The 17,138-nt window shown below is 69.8% G+C and carries 16 protein-coding genes; 9 read left to right on the forward strand and 7 right to left on the reverse strand.

Translation table 11 applies throughout. The features are described from left to right. Nucleotides 1-118: 118 nt before the first annotated feature. Genes IE206_RS16240 through IE206_RS16250 form a run of 3 tightly spaced genes read right to left on the reverse strand, consistent with a single transcriptional unit; the run spans nt 119 to nt 3,505 of the window. Nucleotides 119-643 (reverse strand): flavin reductase family protein, encoded by a 525-nt coding sequence (locus tag IE206_RS16240; RefSeq protein ID WP_189962856.1) that lies wholly within the window; start codon nt 641-643, stop codon nt 119-121. Then, the gene (locus IE206_RS16245; protein WP_189962857.1) at nt 640-1,932 is read right to left on the reverse strand and encodes a cation:proton antiporter; all 1,293 of its coding nucleotides are present in this window, start codon (nt 1,930-1,932) and stop codon (nt 640-642) included. The genes IE206_RS16240 and IE206_RS16245 overlap by 4 nt, the downstream gene beginning before the upstream one ends. Before the next feature lie 22 nt (nt 1,933-1,954). Continuing rightward, on the reverse strand, nt 1,955-3,505 hold the full coding sequence (locus IE206_RS16250) for a tryptophan halogenase family protein (RefSeq protein WP_189962858.1): 1,551 nt from the start codon (nt 3,503-3,505) through the stop codon (nt 1,955-1,957). Nucleotides 3,506-3,787: 282 nt separating this feature from the next. On the opposite strand from IE206_RS16250, the gene sbnB reads away from it, so the two are divergent. The 9 genes from sbnB to IE206_RS16295 all read left to right on the forward strand — a co-directional run bounded on the left by sbnB (nt 3,788) and on the right by IE206_RS16295 (nt 12,980). Beyond that, nucleotides 3,788-4,849, forward strand: a complete 1,062-nt coding sequence (gene sbnB, locus IE206_RS16255; RefSeq protein ID WP_189962859.1) for a 2,3-diaminopropionate biosynthesis protein SbnB — start codon at nt 3,788-3,790, stop codon at nt 4,847-4,849. Nucleotides 4,850-4,864: 15 nt separating this feature from the next. Continuing rightward, nucleotides 4,865-5,845, forward strand: a complete 981-nt coding sequence (gene sbnA, locus IE206_RS16260; RefSeq protein WP_189962860.1) for a 2,3-diaminopropionate biosynthesis protein SbnA — start codon at nt 4,865-4,867, stop codon at nt 5,843-5,845. A gap of 199 nt (nt 5,846-6,044) precedes the next feature. Further along, entirely contained in the window at nt 6,045-8,288 is a 2,244-nt protein-coding gene (locus IE206_RS16265; protein WP_226598867.1) for an MMPL family transporter, read from the forward strand. Between the two features lie 444 nt (nt 8,289-8,732). After that, on the forward strand, nt 8,733-8,936 hold the full coding sequence (locus tag IE206_RS16270; RefSeq protein WP_189962861.1) for a hypothetical protein: 204 nt from the start codon (nt 8,733-8,735) through the stop codon (nt 8,934-8,936). Between the two features lie 22 nt (nt 8,937-8,958). Continuing rightward, nucleotides 8,959-10,554, forward strand: a complete 1,596-nt coding sequence (locus IE206_RS16275; protein WP_189962862.1) for an AMP-binding protein — start codon at nt 8,959-8,961, stop codon at nt 10,552-10,554. A gap of 56 nt (nt 10,555-10,610) precedes the next feature. Next, complete coding sequence (locus IE206_RS16280; protein WP_189962863.1) at nt 10,611-10,949, forward strand: acyl carrier protein; 339 nt, start codon at nt 10,611-10,613, stop codon at nt 10,947-10,949. Then, nucleotides 10,946-11,641 (forward strand): 4'-phosphopantetheinyl transferase family protein, encoded by a 696-nt coding sequence (locus tag IE206_RS16285; protein WP_308433929.1) that lies wholly within the window; start codon nt 10,946-10,948, stop codon nt 11,639-11,641. The genes IE206_RS16280 and IE206_RS16285 overlap by 4 nt, the downstream gene beginning before the upstream one ends. Before the next feature lie 79 nt (nt 11,642-11,720). Beyond that, nucleotides 11,721-12,095, forward strand: a complete 375-nt coding sequence (locus IE206_RS16290; protein ID WP_189962864.1) for an ArsR/SmtB family transcription factor — start codon at nt 11,721-11,723, stop codon at nt 12,093-12,095. A 96-nt stretch (nt 12,096-12,191) separates the two neighbouring features. Beyond that, on the forward strand, nt 12,192-12,980 hold the full coding sequence (locus tag IE206_RS16295; RefSeq protein WP_189962865.1) for an FkbM family methyltransferase: 789 nt from the start codon (nt 12,192-12,194) through the stop codon (nt 12,978-12,980). Between the two features lie 108 nt (nt 12,981-13,088). Here IE206_RS16295 and IE206_RS16300 read toward each other — a convergent pair whose 3' ends face one another. The 4 genes from IE206_RS16300 to IE206_RS16315 form a co-directional block, all read right to left on the reverse strand. Beyond that, a complete protein-coding gene (locus IE206_RS16300) occupies nt 13,089-14,039 on the reverse strand; it encodes a TauD/TfdA family dioxygenase (RefSeq protein WP_189962866.1) in 951 nt (316 codons plus the stop codon). Between the two features lies 1 nt (nt 14,040). Continuing rightward, entirely contained in the window at nt 14,041-15,282 is a 1,242-nt protein-coding gene (locus tag IE206_RS16305) for a cytochrome P450 (protein WP_189962867.1), read from the reverse strand. Nucleotides 15,283-15,308: 26 nt separating this feature from the next. After that, nucleotides 15,309-16,160 (reverse strand): ABC transporter permease, encoded by an 852-nt coding sequence (locus IE206_RS16310; protein WP_189962868.1) that lies wholly within the window; start codon nt 16,158-16,160, stop codon nt 15,309-15,311. Further along, a partial coding sequence (locus IE206_RS16315; protein ID WP_189962869.1) for a thioesterase domain-containing protein occupies nt 16,157-17,138 on the reverse strand: 982 nt, incomplete at its 5' end. The genes IE206_RS16310 and IE206_RS16315, both read right to left, overlap by 4 nt.

The following is a 17,138-nucleotide window of genomic DNA, read 5'->3' on the forward strand; positions in this document are numbered from 1 at the left end:
CCCCGGCCCCCAACTCCCTTTTCCAGTAAGGGAGAAGCTCCGAAGCGGGCATGCGCGAAGGTCCGACCCTCGGAGCAGGGGCGGACCTGTGGCGCGGTTCGGATCGGTGGCGGGTCCGTCAGAGTTCGGACCAGACGCGGAACTGCCTCAGCCCGTACAACAGCGGGGGCAGACCGTGCCGCCCAGTGATGAGGCGGACCTCGCCGAAGACGGTGACGTGATCGCCGACGCGGTGGACCGCGGACACGTCGCAGTCGGCGACGGTGTGCGCGTCGCGGACCAGATGCGGCCCGCCCGCGTCCGTCTCCTGCTCCCACGGGACCATGCGGAAGCGGTCCGGGTTGCCGGAGGCGAACAGCTCGGCCGTCTCCCGCGCCCCTTCGTGCAGCAGGTTCACCGCGAAGGTGCCCCGCTCCAGGATCGCTTCGAGGGTCGGGCTGCCGTCGCGCAGGCAGACCAGCAGGGTGGGCGGGCTGAGCGTGACGCTGCACACCGAGGAGCACGTCATGCCGCGCGGCGCCCCGTCGTGACCGGTGGTGGTGACCACGCCGACGCCGGTGGGGAAACCGCTCATCATCGCGCGGAAGCGGTCGGGCGTCGCCGGGTCGGCCACCTCTTCTACGTTCATGGCGCGTTCGGTCATCGGACACTGCTTTCTGTCGCTACGGCAAACGCCCCGGTGCCGAGGCGGCGCTCCCCCCGGTCGAGGAGATTCAGGAGCGGTCCCGTCATGGCCGTCGTCGTCAGCGCCATGACGATCAGCGCAAGGACGACGGGTCCGGTCAGGATCCCGGAGCTCAACCCGGCCTGGAGGACGATGAGTTCGGTCAGTCCGCGGGTGTTCATGAGGACGGCGATCCTGCGTGCCGTCCGTGGGGGCCGCCCGCTCCGGCGCGCCCCCAGATAGCCGCCGAGCCCCTTGCCCACGCAGCCGAGCACGACGGCCGAGGCGATCAGCAGCCACGAGGTGTCGGAGAACGAGCCGGTGAGCACGGTGATCCCGGTGACCACGAAGAACGCCGGGGCAAGGACGCCCCCGGCCCGCGAGACCGAGGTCACCGCACGCTCCCAGGGCGCGTTCTCGCCCCCCGGGATCGACAGGCCGACCAGGGCCGCGCCGAGGATCGCCGTCATCCCGAGGTGTTCCATGGCCAGCGCGACCGTGAGGGCCGCTGCGCCGAGGACCACCGCCGCGGTGCGCGGCATTCGCACGCAGGCGTTCCGGGCGGCCTGGGTGCGCAGCCCGTACCGGACGGCAAGGGCGCACACCGCGCCGAACGCGAGCGCCCGGACCGAGTGCAGCGAGCTCTCCAGGCTTCCCTTGCCGAGAGAGATGGCGAGGGTGAGCAGCAGCCAGCCGATCGCGTCGATGACGATGGCCGCCGCCAAAGCGGTCTGGCCCGCGGCAGATCGGGTCATTCCGCGGTCCGCCAGGATCCGGGCCATGACGGGTACGGCGGTGATCGACATCGACACCGCGACCATCAGCACGAAGGCCGGGAGCGGGGCGCCGCCGCGCGCCGCGCTGTCGTCGGTGACCAGGACCAGGCCGGCCAGGAGCAGGCCGGTCACCAGCGGCGGAGCCAGCGCCCCGGCCGCCACCCACAGCGTGCCGCGGCGCGGCGGCCCGCCGGAGTCGGCCCCCAGCTTGTGGGCGAGGCCGACCAGGAACAGGACCAGACCGGCCTGGGAGACCAGCTTGACCACGTCGAACACGGGGCCCGGCAGCAGCGCGTCCAGGGTGTCCCGCCCGAACAGGGCGATCACGGCGGGCCCGGAGAGCAGCCCCACCACGATCTCCCCGATGACCTCGGGCTGGCGCAGCGTCCTGGCGAGGGCCCGGCCCGCCAGGGCTATCAGCAGGATGACGGCGAGCGCCACCGCTACGTGCGCCAGGCGCGGCGCGTCGCCGAAAAGCCTCAGCGTTTCCATTTCGCGCTCCCCCGTCGCCCGCTCAGTGGTGCTGGGCGAAGTATTCGTACGCCTTGGGCAGCGTCTCGGTCAACCGGCGGGTCTTGTCGCGGATCGCCGCGAACTCCCGCTCGGCGGCGGCAGGATCGGACAGCGCGAGCGCGGGCGAAGGCTTCATCTCGATTCCGCCCATACCGAGCAGAACGCACATGTACGAGTAGGCGGGAAGACCGTGATAGTACGGGAAAATGCTCTCGGAGTCGGGAACCTGGGTCTTCCACATCTCCAGGCGCTCGGCGAGCGAGTCGGGAATGGCCCGGGTCTTGGTGTCGCGCCAGTACTGGGTGTCCTGCCGCTTGGCCGCGACGTAGTGCAGGACCAGGAATTCGCGGATTCCGTCCATGACATGGGCGATGGACCGGTTGTAGAGGACGCGCTGGTTGGGGTTCCAGTCCTCGTTCGGGAAGTTCTTCGCAATCTGCTCGATGGCGTGGTGAATGAAGAAGATTCCGGTGGATTCGAGCGGCTCGACGAATCCGCTGGAAAGTCCGACGGCCACACAGTTGTTGACCCACGAATTGCGGCTGCGGCCGATCCGCATCTTGATGTGGTTGGCATTGACGTCGGCCGCCGCCGGGCCGACGAACTCGCGCAGGGTGCGCTCGGCGTCCTCGGGCGAGAGGTAGTCCTTGGCGTAGACGTAGCCGGTGCCGACCCGGCCCATCAGCGGAATCGTCCAGATCCAGCCGGCGTCCTGGGCGGTGGCGGTGGTGCAGGGCATGATGCCGCGCTTCTCCATGTCCATCGGGACCTGGAGGGCGACCGCGCTGTCGTTGGGCAGCGTGTCCGCGTAGGAGATGAACGGCTCGTCGAGCGCCTTGTTGATGAGCAGCGCGCGGAATCCGGTGCAGTCGATGTAGAGGTCGCCGCTGATGTCGCCGTGCTCGGCGGTGGTGACGCCGCTGATCCAGCCGCGGTCGTCCAGGTTGACCTGCTGCACGTCGTCGACGATGTGCTTGACGCCACGTTCCACCGAGTACTTCGTCAAGTACTTGGCGAGCAGCGCGGCCTCGAACTGGTACGCGTAGGGGAACTGGGTCTTGCCCTGGTGCTCGGACATCGTCAGGCCCTGCATCTCGTCCGCGCCCTCGTCGAAGGGCTGGTCGATGAGCGTGCCGTCGAGGCGGCGCGGGCTGAGCCCGGCGTCGATGACCGAGGGCATGACGAAGCAGTCCTTGTCGAACCGGTCCGTCGGCCCCTGCTGGAGCCACCAGTCGGTCAGCGGGAAGCCGTTGACCGAGCGCATCTGCTCGAAGGGGTGGTAGAAGTAGTGGCCCTTCTCGCGCCAGTTCTCGAACCGCACGGCGAGCTTGTACGTGGCGTTGCAGGCCGGCATCCAGTCCTTCTCCTTGAGTCCGAGGAACTCGAAGAAGTGCCGGATGTCGCTGAAGGTGGCCTCGCCCACGCCGACCGCGCCGACGTGCCCGGACTCCACGAGGGTCACGTTTATTCGGTCCCCGAACGCGGCCTTGAGGTACGAGGCCGTCATCCAACCGGCTGTTCCGCCACCCACGATCACGACTTTGTTGAGCACTGGTGACTCCTGTTCGCTAGCTCCACGAGTTTCGCCAGTGGCTCCGGCCCATGGAGTGGAACGTGCTGGGTGGCGCCACCGAGAAATGAGACTAGGTGCCGGTCAAATCGGCGCACAGATCATTAAGTGATGGCCGAAAAGCCCAGGTGGGGCTGACCGGACGAACAGTTGAGCCATGGCGGCGAATGGGGCGTCAGCCCACTGTCAGCGCTGCCCAGGAGCATGAAACGCGGGGTTACCGGGTGGGAATCGCTCCGCCCGCCCGCTGCAATGGAGATTTGGATGACACAGGAAGAACTTGTTCCGCCGTTCGCCGTGATCCCTGGCTCGCAGGTCCACCGCATTCTCACCGGCCATGAGCAGCACACCATTGATCTGGTGGAGGCCGCATACCGGGTGCACGGCGAGGGAGACACGGTCAACCCACCGTCGTATTTCCTGCGCTTTCCGGACCGCCCCACCGCCCGGATCATCGCGCTGCCCGCCTCCCTCGGCGGAGAGACCCGGGTCGACGGGCTGAAGTGGATCTCCAGTTTCCCGGAGAACGTGGCCGCGGGGATTCCCCGCGCCTCCGCGGTACTGATCCTCAACGACCACGACACGGGATATCCGCTGGCGTGCCTGGAGAGCTCGATCATCAGCGCCGCACGCACGGCGGCGTCCGCGGCCCTCGGCGCCGACTGGCTCTCGCGCGGACGCACCCGCCCGCGCCGGGTCGGCTTCATCGGTACGGGGTTCATCGCCCGGCACATCCACACCTACCTCGCGGGGGCCGGCTGGACCTTCGACGAGGTGGGTGTGCACGACCTGAACGCCGAGTACGCGGGCGGGTTCAGCGCGTACCTGGAAGGTGCGGGCGAGAGCGGCCGGATCACCGTGCACGACAGCGCCGAGGAGCTGATCCGCTCCTCGGACCTGGTGGTCTTCGCGACCGTCGCGGCGGCCCCGCACGTCCACGAGCCGGCCTGGTTCGCGCACAACCCGGTGGTCCTGAACATCTCGCTGCGCGACCTGGCCCCCGAGATCCTGCTGGCCTCGGCGAACGTGGTCGACGACATCGAGCACTGCCTGAAGGCCGACACCTCGCCCCATCTGACCGAACAGCTCACCGGATCACGGGAGTTCATCGACGGCACGCTCGCCGAGGTGATGGCCGGGAAGGTGGAGATCCCCACCGACCGCCCGGTGGTGTTCTCGCCGTTCGGCCTCGGCGTCCTGGACCTCGCGGTCGGCAAGTCCGTGTACGACGAGGTGCTGGGCCGCGGCGAACTCGGCGTCATCGACGGCTTCTTCCACGAGGTGGACCGGTATGGGCGCGCGGCCGCGACCAGCAGCCGTGTCTGAGGCGAGGGGGCCCAAGTGCCGGTGATCTCCGTCCCGGAGGACTTCCACACGGAGGACCTCTATGTGGACCTGCGCTCCGTCCTGGACGTTCCGCTGTACCTGAAGTGCGAAGGCTTCAACTTCGCCGGGTCGATCAAGCTGAAGGCGGCGCGGGCGATGATCGCCGACGCCGAGCGCAAGGGGCGCCTGACCCGGGACTCGGTCATCGTCGAGTCCTCGTCGGGCAATCTCGGCGTCGCCCTGAGCATGATCGCGGCAAGCAGGGGCTACCGGTTCCTGTGCGTCACGGACACCCGTTGCAACCTGAACACCAGACGGTTGATGGAAGCGATGGGCGCCCAGGTGCACACCATCACCGAGCCGGACCCCGAGGGCGGCTTCCTCGGCGCCAGGCTCGACCACGTACGCAAGCTGTGTGCGTCCGACAGCCGGCATCTGTGGCTCAACCAGTACGCCAACCCGTGCAACTGGCAGGCGCACTACCGCAGTACGGCCTCTGCCATCGCCGAGCGCTTCCCGGATCTCGACGTCCTGTTCGTGGGCGCCGGCACCACCGGAACCCTGATGGGATGTGCCCGGTACTTCAAGGACTCGGGCCGTCCGGTCACCGTCGTCGCCGTCGACTCGGTCGGCTCGGTCACCTTCGGCGGGCCACCGGCGCCCCGGATGATCCCGGGCCTCGGCTCCGGCGTACGGCCACAACTGCTCGACACGTCGTTCGTGGACGACGTGGTGCACGTGCCGGAGATCGACACGATCCGGACCGCCCACCAACTGGCCGCGGCCGGCTTCCTGTTCGGCGGCTCCACCGGGACCGTCGTCTCGGGCGCTATCGGATGGCTGGCCGAGAACCGGGACAGCCGGCCCTGCACGGCCGTGGCCGTCTCACCGGATCTGGGCGAGCGCTATCTCGACTCGATCTATCAGAGCAACTGGGTGAGCGAGCTCTACGGAGCTCACGCGCTGGACTTCAGCCCCGTCCAAGCGCATGGATGACGATCCATCAATAAGCCTTGCCTGAACGCCCTTTGACGGCCCTCGCCGCCTGCACCGCAGGTGACGGGGGCCGCTTCGCGTTCGCCCGGGGCGCCCGCTCGGACACCCCGCCGCCCAGGGTTGACGGCCCGCAGCATCACATGTAATTCTCCACTTACACCCGTTGGGCAGCAGTAACAGCCATGAGGAGCTGGGTTCAGTGAAGAAACAGCCACTCACCGTCAAGGTGGCGAGCTGGAGTGCCCTGCACCCGGGACGGGCCATCCTCGGCTGGTTCGCCTTCGTCGCCCTCTGCCTGGTCATCGGCGGCGCGGTCGGCGCCGTCGACGCCGCTGACAAGGACTACTGGGTGGGCGAGGCCGGCCGCGCCGAGTCGATCGCCACCGAGGGCAACCTCCAGCACAAGTCCGCCGAGCGGATCATGATCACCGACAAGTCCGGTGCGGCATCCGGCGCGCGTGCCCAGAGCGCCGCCGCGGACGTCGCGGCCCGGATGAAGCAGCTGCCCGAGGTCGAGAAGGTCGCGGCCCCGGTGCGGTCGGCCAACGGCAGGATGCTCATGGTCGAAGTGACCCTGAAGGGCCTGCGGCTCGAAGCCCAGAAGCACATCCAGCCGCTGCTCGACCAGACCGCCGAGGTCCAGAAGAAGAACCCGGACCTGAAGGTCGAGGAGTCCGGCGATGCCTCGGTCGAAATGGGCCTGGACAAGTCGCGCGACGACGACCTCTCCACCTCGGAGACGATCACCTTCCCGATCACCCTGATCACGCTGCTCGTCGTGTTCGGATCACTGATCATGGTCGGCGTGCCGTTGCTGCTCGCGGTCTCCTCGATCGGCGCCGCCATGGGCCTGTCGCAGCTGATCTCACACCTGGTGCCGGACGCGGGTGTCGGCAAGAGCGTCATCCTGCTGATCGGTATGGCGGTCGGCGTCGACTACACGCTCTTCTATCTGAAGCGGGAGCGGGAGGAACGGGCCCAGGCGAAGGGCCGGCTCAGCCCCGAGGCGCTGGTGGGGATCGCCGCCGCGACCTCGGGCCGGGCGATCGTCGTCTCCGGTCTGGCGGTCGCCCTCTCCACCGCCACCCTCTTCCTCGCCACCGACATCGTGTTCACCTCGCTCGCCGTCGCCACCATGGTGGTCGTCCTGGTCGCCGTGCTCAGCTCGATGACCGCACTGCCCGCTCTGCTGGTCCTGATCGGCCGGCGCCTGGACCGCAAGGCCGCCAAGGCAGCGGCGGGCGGCAAGCGGGTCAAGTGGGTCAGACGGCACAAGTCCGAGAAGACGGGCCGCATCTGGACGGCTCTCCTGAGGCCCGCCAGGAACCGCCCGGTGGCCACCCTGCTGATCTCGGTACTCGTGATGTTCGGCCTCGCGGTCCCCGCGTTCGGTATGCACCTGCGGGTCCTCAACCTGGCCACCCACTCCCGGGCCATCCCGGAGCTGAAGACGTACGACCGCCTGAACGAGGCCTTCCCCGACCTGCTTGCCGAGCACTGGGTGATGGTGCGCGACAACAACCCCGGCGAGAGGACCGAGGTCCAGTCGGCCCTGAAGGACCTGGCTGCCAAGGCGCAGACCGACCCGGTGTTCTCCAAGAAGCCGCCCAAGCTGGAGACGACGCCGGACGGCCGGATCAGCGTGATGACCCTGTCCGTTCCCTTCAACCTGAGCTCTCCGCAAGCCCATGACTCACTGACGGAACTGCGCAAGAACTTCCTGCCGAAAACGCTCGGGAAGGTGAAGGGCGCCGAGTTCGCGGTCAGCGGCCCCGTCGCCCAGGACACCGACTATCTCGCCCACCAGAACGACAAGCTGCCCGTCGTCGTCGGGTTCCTGCTCCTGCTGACCTTCGTACTGACCCTGTTCGTCTTCGGCTCGGCGACCATCGCCGCGCTCGGCGTCCTGCTCAACCTGCTCTCCGTCGGCGCCTCGTTCGGCCTGGTCGTCGTCTTCTTCCAATGGGGCCTGGCCTCGACGGTATTCGGCTTCGAGCCCGGTGCCACCCATGCGATCGGCTCCCGTGTACCGCTGTTCCTCTTCGTGATCCTGTTCGGTCTCTCGATGGACTACCAGGTCTTCGTGGTCAGCCGGATCAAGGAAGCGGCGCTGAAGGGAGTGCCGACCCGGCAGGCGGTGATCGACGGGATCGGGCACTCGGCCAAGGTGGTCACCAGCGCGGCGGTCGTCATGGTGACGGTGTTCGCGAGCTTCATGTTCCTGCACCTGGCCGAGATGAAGCAGATCGGCTTCAGCCTCGCGGTGGCGGTCCTCCTGGACGCCTTCATCATCCGCGTCATGATCCTGCCCGCGGCCCTGATCCTGCTCGGCAACGCCACCTGGTGGCCGTCCCACAAGATGCGCCGCGCCCAGGCCCAGGGAGCCGCGGCTGAGCACCACGACCTTCCGGTCACCGGCCCCGTGGCCCACCTCCGGCGGTAGCCGCCGAGTCCCGCAGACGGGCGCCGGACCGGACATCCCCCGCCGGTCCGGCGCCTTGCATTTCCCCTCCCGGGGCATCACCGACGGGGCCGACCGACCGTCAGCTCCCTGTCAGCGGCAGCCGGAAGCATCGGCGCAGGGTCGCCGCGACAGCGGACGATCCGCCGCCACGATCAGTGAGCCGATGCGGAGGCCGGGGATGAGCGTGATCAACGCCGAGGGATCGGCGGCGGCCGTAGAGCGGCGACCGGACGCCGTCGTCCACGACCCCGGGGCGCTGATGGCCCGGTGGGAGGCGGAGTTCAAGGCGGACGTGCGCGCCGCCCACGCCGCGCTCGGCGGACTCCCGGCCGTCCACCGCAGCGAGCCGGCCCCCGAACTGCTCGCCCTCACGGACATGTTCTCCACCACCTCACCCACGTCGCCGCGAGCAGCGACATCTGCGTGGCCTGGCTGCCCGGCCACGAGCCGAGCATGGGGACGGCCGCCGAGATGCTGTCCGCGTACCGGGCGGGCCGCACCGTCGTGTCCATCACGGCCATGTGCCAGAACCTCGCTGTCCTTGCCTGCCCGACGGTGACCCTGCCGGACCTGCCCGCGTTCCAGGAGCGGCTCGGCAGGGACGTGCTCCCGAGCCGCGTGAACTGAGAGGAGCGAGACCGTGGTCCTGATGACCAGTCCGTCCCGTCCCACCCTTCCTCCGCCCCAACTGCCGTACCCGGCAACCATCGTGGAGGCCCTGCTGCTCCGCGCCTCGGGTCCCGACGCGACCCGGCCCGTGTTCACTGCGCCAGGCGATGGGGGCGAACGGCTGGGACAGCTGACCGCGGCCGAGCTCCTGGGCCGGGTCCGCGCCACGGCCGCCGCACTGCGGAGGGTGGGCGGCCCGGGCGACCGGGTCGTGGTCCCGGCGCTGCCCGGCCTCGACCTCCCCGTCGGTTTCCTGGCCTGCCTGTACGCCGGGCGGATCGCTGTGCCGGCACCGCCATTGCGCACAGGCACACGCACGACCGACCGCGCGGACCGCCTCGCGGTGATCGAGAAGGACTGCGCCCCGGTGGCAGTCCTGGTCCCGGCGGCGCAGGAGTCGCTCCAAGGCCACCCCGGACCAGCCAGGATCGCGGTGTCACAGTCGCCGACAGCGGAAGATGTGCCACCCGCTCCCTGCGCGCTCGACCCGAAGGCGATCGCGCTCCTCCAGTACACCTCGGGATCGACCAGCGGCCCCCGCGGTGTGATCGTCGGCCACGGCAACCTGGTCGCCAACCAGGTCACCCTTCGCGACCGCTGCGAGGTCGACTCCGGCACCACCGTGGTCAGTTGGCTGCCGTTCTTCCACGACATGGGGCTCTGCACCGGGGTCGTACTTCCGCTGGTCTCCGGCGCGGCGGCCGTCACGATGGAGCCCGCCACCTTCGTAAGGGATCCGATGGTGTGGCTGCGTGCGATCGAGGCCGAGGGGGACGTCTTCGCGGCCGCGCCGGACTTCGCGTACGAGCTGTGCGTGCGGCGGATTCCGCCTCAGGAGCGGCGCCGGGTCGACCTGTCCACCTGGCGGGTGGCCGCGAACGGCGCGGAGCCGGTGCGGGCGGAGACCCTGCGCCGCTTCGCGGACGCCTTCCGCCCCTCCTTCTTCCGTATGGAGGTGTTCTCGCCGGGGTACGGGCTCGCCGAGTGCACCCTGAGCGTCACCCTGAGCCGCCCGCTGTACGAGGCGCCGGTGCGCCGATACGACCGGGACGCGCTGGCGCGGGGCGCGGCGGTGCCCGCCGTGTCGCCCGAAACCGCCGTCGAACCGGTCGGCTGCGGTGCCCCAATGGCCGATGTGCGGATGCGCGTCGTCGACCCGGAGACCCGTCGGCCGCTGCCCGAGGGCTCGGTCGGTGAGATCTGGGTGGACTCGCCGGGGAACTGCCTGGGGTACTGGGGCCGGGAGGCGGAGTCGCCGCAGGTGTTCGCAGCGCGGCTCGACGGCGAGGACCCGGATGCCGCGGGCGCGGACCTGGGCTCGACCTATGTCCGCACCGGCGACCTGGAGTGCGTCGAGGGCGGCGAACCGAGCGAGCGGGACCCCGAGATCCTCGCCCGCGCCGTACGGGCCGCGGGCATCGCCGTCGCGAGGGCGCTGCCCGCGCCGGTGAGCGTCTTCGCGGTCGCCCGCAACCAGGTGCCCCGCACCACCAGCGGCAAGACCCGGCGCCGCGACTGCGCCAAGGACGTACGGGCCGGGCGACTGCCGCCGCTCGCCCAGTGGTCGAGCCGGTGAAGCCGGGCTCCGGCCCGGTCGCCCCGCGTCCCGCACAAGCGAAGGAGAGCAGCCCCATGAAGGACCGGACGCCCGCCGCACCGGCCGTCACCGAACAGCAGGTGGCCGACCATCTCGTCCAACTCCTTTCCGAACTACTGGAATTGGAGCAGGATCTCATCGACCGGGAGGTGCCTCTCAGTGCGTATGGGATCGACTCGATGACCAGCAGCTGGCTGTCGGGCGAGCTCGGGGAGCGGTGCGGAGTCGAGGTCGACCGCGCGGTGCTGCTCGACCGGCCGAGCGTCGTCGAAGTGGCCGAGGACATCGTGGCGGCGCTGGCCCGCACCCGGCACGAGGCCCCGGCCGGGCCGGCGGACACGACCGCCAACTCCCGGTCAGTTCTGCCGAGTTGATTGAACACGTCCTGCCGCGCCCCGTCGTCGTCGCAGAGCACTTCGGGGACACACCGGACGAGGGCCTCTTCCCGGAGGAGCGGGCCCTGATGGCAGGGGTGGGCGCCGGGCGCCGCCGGGAGTTCACCACCGTGCGGCACTGCGCCCGCCTCGCCCTGCGAGAGCTCGGCGTGGCGCCCGCCCCGCTCCTGCCCGACGCCGAGGGCGCCCCGCGCTGGCCGGCCGGGACCGTCGGAAGCATGACCCACTGCCGCGGCTACCGCGCCGCCGTCGCCGCCCGGCGCGCCGAGGTGCGCGCTCTGGGTATCGACGCCGAACCGCACCGCCCGTTGCGCGAGGGCGTCCTGGCGTCGGTGGCGCTCCCCGAGGAGCGGGCGCACCAGGCCGCGTTGGTTCGCCTCGACGCGGCCATCCGCTGGGACCGGTTGCTGTTCTGCGCCAAGGAGGCCACCTTCAAGGCATGGTTTCCCGGGAACGCCCGCGCCGGCCCCGTTCGGCCGAGCAGCCTGCACGACATCCACGTCATCCTGCGGCCGGCGGTCCCGGACCGGCACCGGAACGGGGGCACCTTCCACGCACAGGTACTGCCCGGCCGCCCCGGAGCCACCGCCTTCCAGGGCCACTGGCTGGCGACGGAGAACTTCCTGCTCACAGCCGTCGCCGTGCCCGCGCCCCCGCCGGGGCGCCTGTAGGCCGTGGCGAACGTTTGACAGCCGTTCACTCCATGGGAAAGTCTCGGCCTACAGTTTTCCGGAATGCTAGAGGTGGGCCATGACCAGCGAGGAGCTTCTGGCTGTGCTTGCCGCCGTCGGCCACGCCCAGCGACTGAGGGTCATCATCGAACTCTCCGAGGGCCGCATGTACGTCAGCGAGCTGGCCCGCCGCCTCGGCATGTCCCGTCCCCTGCTCTACATGCACCTGGAGCGGCTGGAAAAGGCCGGCCTGGTACTCGGCAGCCTGGAGCTCTCCGAGGACGGCAAGGCCCTCAAGTACTTCGAGCTGGCCCCCTTCGACCTGCACGTGAACGTCGGCACGATCCTCGCGGCAGCGGCGGAGGACGCCGCGGCGGGCCTCGCCACGCAAACACCCGGGGACGCGGACCCCGAACCGGCCGCACCACCCAAGCCGAAGCGGAAGCGCGCGTAATCCCGAGGCGTGCGTCCTGCGGGACGTCAGCGCACCATCAGCGTGCTTTGCGAGGGTGTCCGGTGCCGTATGCCCGCCCTATCGCAGGAGTGCACGATGGACATCGATCCGAGCCGCCTGGACGGCATCAACGCGCACGAGACCAAGTATCTCTACGAGGAGATATTCGTCCGCCGCTCCTATCTTCCCGACCACATCACCCTGCCGGACCGGGCGGTGGTCTTCGACGTCGGGGCGAACATCGGAATGTACTCGCTGTTCGTACACTCGGTCTGCCCCACCGCGACCGTGTACGCCTTCGAACCCGTCCCTCCGGTCTTCGAGAGGTTGCGTCGCAACGTAGGGGCCCACGGCGTGGCGGCGAAGCTCTTCCCCTGCGCACTCTCCGATGCCGAGGGAGAAGTGGAGTTCACCTTCTACCCCGGATATTCGACGATGTCGGCGACCGCCTCGCACTCGGCCACCGAGACCGACCGGGAATTCATCAAGCGGCAAGTGCTCGCGGAGCCGCAGCGCGAGTTCGGCGACGAACTGGACATCCTGGACGAGATGCTGGAGTACCAGTTCCGGGAGGTATCCGTCCGCTGCGTCACCCGGCGCCTGTCGGATGTGATCGCCGAACACCGGGTGGAGCGCGTCGACATGCTCAAGGTGGACGTCCAGCGCGCCGAGGCCGATGTGCTGCGCGGGGTGGACGAGGAGCACTGGCCACTGATCCGCCGGATCGCCCTGGAGGTGCACGACGAGCCCGGCACGGCGACCGAGGGCCGGCTCGGCCTCCTCATCGGAGAGCTGCAGACCCGCGGATTCACGGTGAGCGACCCCAGGGACGACGGCCTGGTGGCCTCGGGCCGCTACTCGCTGTTCGCGGTACGCGCGGACTGAGCGGGGCCGACGCAGCATCACCGACATCTGTACCGGGAGGCCCCGGTACAGACCGGGAGGCCGGCCCCTTTTCCGGGCCGGCCTCCCTTGCGGGTCTGTTCGGCCGTGTCACGTCATGGAGACGACGACCCGGCGCTCCCCGGTGAACGCCTCTCGGCCGTGCAGCACCGACATATTGTCGACGATCATGATGTCGCCGGGCTGCCAGGGCTCCACCACCTTGTTCGCGGCGGCCGCCGCCCGCACCTGGGCCAGGTCCTCGTCCGAGAGGGGCGTCCCGTCCCCGAACGTCACCCAGTGCGGCAGGTCCTCGACGCGCTCGATCAACGCGAGCAGGGTGGCGCTCTCATCCCCGGGGAGGTTCGAGGGGTGCCACTGGTCGGCCTGGTTGAACCAGACGTCGCGCCCGGTGAGCGGGTTGCGGCGGACCGCGGGGCGGCGCTGCGTCACGCGCAGGCCGCCCTCCCCGGTCCACTCGAAGTCCGCCTCCGCGTCCTTCAGGAACTCCTCCGCGACGGCCCGGTCCTGCGTCTCGAAGGTCGACTGCCAGGACTTGCCGAGCCCGCGACCACCGTGCAGATGCTGCCGGTAGACGACCCCGGACTCGAAGCGTCCGCGTACCGCGTCGGGCAGGTCGGCCAGGAGCGCACGGCCGTCGCAGACCGGGGTGGCGCCCCCGGTCTCGGGGGCGGTCAGACAGCAGAAGAACAGCCGGGTCGGCCAACGGTGCGCGTACGAGAGCTCGTTGTGCAGGGAGATGTCGAAGCGTGCCGGGTACTCGGTCGAGGTGAAGACCCCGTCGGAGACCGTCATGCGCGGCGTGTTGCCGCCCCGGTAGCTGTCGATGAGGGGGTCGCCGAAGCGGGTGACGGCGCGATGGAATTCGTCCGCGTCCGCGATGCCGGCGCCCCGCACCACGACCGCTCCGCACTCGGTGAGCAGCTCCTCCACCCGGCCCCGTACCGCGCGCAGGCGGTCGCCGTCCCACAGGGACGTACGGGCCCCGGGGTGCAGGATCGCCAGCGTGGTCCCACCCGCCGTGCGCCTCTCCTCCCGCATGTCAGCTCGCTCCTTCCGCGGTGAGCGTGACGGGCAGACCGCTGTAGCCGTACACGAAGTTGGAGTACAGCCGCTGCGGGGGGCCGTCGAGTTCGATGCGGGCGACCCGGGTGCGCAGCGCCTCGACCATGGCGTTTACATGGACCCGGCCGAGGAAGGCGCCGAGGCAGAAGTGCGGGCCGTGGCCGAAGGCGACGTGCTTGTTGGGGGTCCGGGCGATGTCGAAGGTGCCCGGGTCGGTGAAGACGTCCTCGTCGAAGTTGGCCGAGCTGTTCCACAGCGTCACCACGTCACCGGCCTTGATCACCTGATCGCGGACCGGGACGTCCACCAGGGCGCGGCGCCCGAAGTGCATGGCGGGGGTGGTCCAGCGCATCACTTCCTCGGTGGCGCTGTCCGCGCCCACCTCGCCGTCCTTCAGCCGGCGCCATTGCTCGGGGTGCTCGCTGAAGGCGATGAGACCGCCGATGGACGACATGCGGCTGGACTCGTCGCCGCCGAGGATGAGGCTGTAGCAGTTGAAGACGATCTCGTCCTCGGAGAGCGGCTTGCCGTCCACGGTGGCCGTGGCCAGGGCCGATATGACGTCCTCACCCGGGTTTTTGCGCCGCTTGGCGGCGAGCTCGGAGAAGTAGAGCAGGATCTCGTTGCGGGCCATCACCTCGTCGAGCGCGCTGTCCTCGGAGCTGTGGCGCGACAGCGTCTGGGTGTTCCACTCCACCAGCCGCTCCCGGTCGCCGGCCGGGATGTCCATGAGGTCGCCGATGGTGTTGATCGGGATGTGGTCGGCGACATCGGTGACGAAGTCCAACGAGCCGAGCCGCAGGGCCTGTTCGACCAGTTCGCGGGTACGGCGGTGGATGCCCGCCACGACGGGTTCCAGGACCCGGGGCGAGAACGACTTGAGCATCAGATTGCGGATCTCGCGGTGCCGCGGCCCGTCGGTGACGGCCAGCATCTTGCGCGACGCCGAGTCCTCGCCCTGCAACAGCGTTACCAGGACGTTGCCCCGCTCGGAGGTGAAGTCCTTGTTGTTGCGGTAGATGTCCACCACGTCGGCGTACTTGGTGACGGCCCAGAATCCGGGCATGCGGCTGCCGCTCACCGACTGCCAGTGCACCGGGCTCTGCTCGCGGTAGCGGCGCCACATGGCCTGCGGATCGACGTCGAGGAACGTCTGCGGGTCGGTGAGATCGACGGTGCTCGGCTCCGGTACGGCGTGCTGCTCCTGAGCAGTGGTCATGGGTGTCTCCTTCCGGGTTGGGGGGGTCAGGAACCAGCGGTGCGGTAGCGGCGCAGGCTCACGGTGAAACAGGCCGCGAACAGCACGCCGAGGGTCACCACGATCACCACCCCGGGGTGCTGGGTGGGGAAGCTGCCACCGGCCGCGGCCGGGTTCCCCCACAGGTCACGGCAGGCAGCGATCACGGCGCTGACCGGGTTCCACTCCGCGAGCGGTCTGATCGGCGCCGGCATCGTCCTCGGGGAGAGGAAGGCGTTGGACAGGAAGGGCAGTACGACGACGACGAACGGCGTGACCACGCTGATGGTCTCCACGCCGCGCAGCGTCATCGCGAACAGCACGCCGAGCCAGAGCATGGCGTAGACGAGGAGCACGATCAGACCGAACCCGGCCAGCACCGAGAAGGCGTCGGTGTGCGGCCGCCAGCCGAGCAGCAGCCCGGCGCCGGTGACGACGACCAGTGCGAGCAGCCCCACCAGCAGGTCCGCGAAGGTGTGCCCGAACAGCACCGCGGACCGGCTGATCGGCATCGAGCGGAACCGGTCGACCAGACCTCCCCTGAGGTCCATCGCCACGGAGATCGCGGTCGGCCCCATACAGGCCAGGGCGACCTGTACCGCACCGCCGGCGAAGACGTACTCGCCGTAACTCCCCCCCGCGGGGGGCGCGATGGCCCCCCGGAAGAGATAGCCGATCATGATCATCGACACCAGCGGGCTCAGCACCACGCCGAGCACCCGGCCGGGGGCCCGGCCGAGGTGACGCAGCCGTCGGCCGGCGACCGCGAGGATCTCGGTGAGGACCGCACCGGCCCCCGCCGAGTCCCCCTCGTCGCCCAGGTGGTCCGGGATCTCCCGGATCGGGAGCGCCGTCGTCATGACGTCTCACGCCCGTCCCGCTCACGCTGCCGGCGGTCCAGCTCGGCGGCGACGATCGGGCCGATCTCGGCCAGCGGGCCGGGGTTGAGGATGTCGTCGTGAGTGCAGGCGATCCGGTGGACCTCCAGCGGGCCGCTGAAGTGGGGCCGCCACAGCGTTTCCTTCTCGGTGCCGGCCTCGCCCCAGTCCGAGTGCTCGGCGAGGAAGAGCTGCATCGTGCCGTCGTAATCGCGGGGCGAATAGCGCGTGTTGAGCCCCTGGTGATGAGACATCAGGTCGATCATGCGGGCCATCCGGCGGTCCCCCATCCTGGCCAGCGGGCTGCCGTCGCGCCTCAGCGCGTCGATGATGTCCGCGGTGGTGAGCTCACGCTCACCGAACTCCGACCGGTGGTGCCCGATCCCCTCCAGCAGCCAGGCGAGGACGCCCTGCTCGTCGCGGTCGTCCACGATCCCGGTGCGGGGGTAGGAGTCCAGGTTGGCCAGCAGGCCGACCTCGTCCCCGGCCGCGCGCAGCTGCACGGCGACCTCGTAGGCGAGCAGGCCGCCGAGCGACCAGCCGAAGAGGTGGTACGGGCCCTCGGGCCGCACCGCCTTGATCATCTGGACGTATTCGGCCGCGGCCGCCTCAAGGGTCTCCGGCAGCGGGGCATCCCCGACGACACACGGGGCCTGAATCCCGTAGATCGGGTACTGCTCGCCGATGTACCGGACGAGCGGCATGTACGACAGGGCGAAACCGACGCCGCTGTGCAGGCAGAACACGGGCGGCCGGCTGCCGGTCGGCCTGATGTGGAGCATCGTGGCGAACGGGTTCGCCTGGTCCAGGGCGTCGGCCTCTTCGATCGCGTCCGCCATGATCTGTGCGCTCCGGCGGCCCGTGACCACCGGCTCCGGCTCGGCGGGCTCTTCGGGCCCGCTCTCCAGCGTGGCCGCAAGGGAGCGCACCGACTGGTGGGTGAAGACATCGGCGATGCTC

Origin of the sequence: Streptomyces violascens (assembly GCF_014649955.1) — a bacterium.
Taxonomy (GTDB): domain Bacteria; phylum Actinomycetota; class Actinomycetes; order Streptomycetales; family Streptomycetaceae; genus Streptomyces; species Streptomyces violascens.

Bases quoted from the DNA above. Each gene is read 5' to 3' on its own strand.
- IE206_RS16240 (WP_189962856.1), bottom strand. From the start codon at position 643: ATGACCGAACGCGCCATGAACGTAGAAGAGGTGGCCGACCCGGCGACG.
- IE206_RS16245 (WP_189962857.1), bottom strand. From the start codon at position 1,932: ATGGAAACGCTGAGGCTTTTCGGCGACGCGCCGCGCCTGGCGCACGTA.
- sbnB (WP_189962859.1), top strand. From the start codon at position 3,788: ATGACACAGGAAGAACTTGTTCCGCCGTTCGCCGTGATCCCTGGCTCG.
- IE206_RS16275 (WP_189962862.1), top strand. From the start codon at position 8,959: ATGACCAGTCCGTCCCGTCCCACCCTTCCTCCGCCCCAACTGCCGTAC.
- IE206_RS16280 (WP_189962863.1), top strand. From the start codon at position 10,611: ATGAAGGACCGGACGCCCGCCGCACCGGCCGTCACCGAACAGCAGGTG.
- IE206_RS16290 (WP_189962864.1), top strand. From the start codon at position 11,721: ATGACCAGCGAGGAGCTTCTGGCTGTGCTTGCCGCCGTCGGCCACGCC.
- IE206_RS16295 (WP_189962865.1), top strand. From the start codon at position 12,192: ATGGACATCGATCCGAGCCGCCTGGACGGCATCAACGCGCACGAGACC.
- IE206_RS16300 (WP_189962866.1), bottom strand. From the start codon at position 14,039: ATGCGGGAGGAGAGGCGCACGGCGGGTGGGACCACGCTGGCGATCCTG.
- IE206_RS16305 (WP_189962867.1), bottom strand. From the start codon at position 15,282: ATGACCACTGCTCAGGAGCAGCACGCCGTACCGGAGCCGAGCACCGTC.
- IE206_RS16310 (WP_189962868.1), bottom strand. From the start codon at position 16,160: ATGACGACGGCGCTCCCGATCCGGGAGATCCCGGACCACCTGGGCGAC.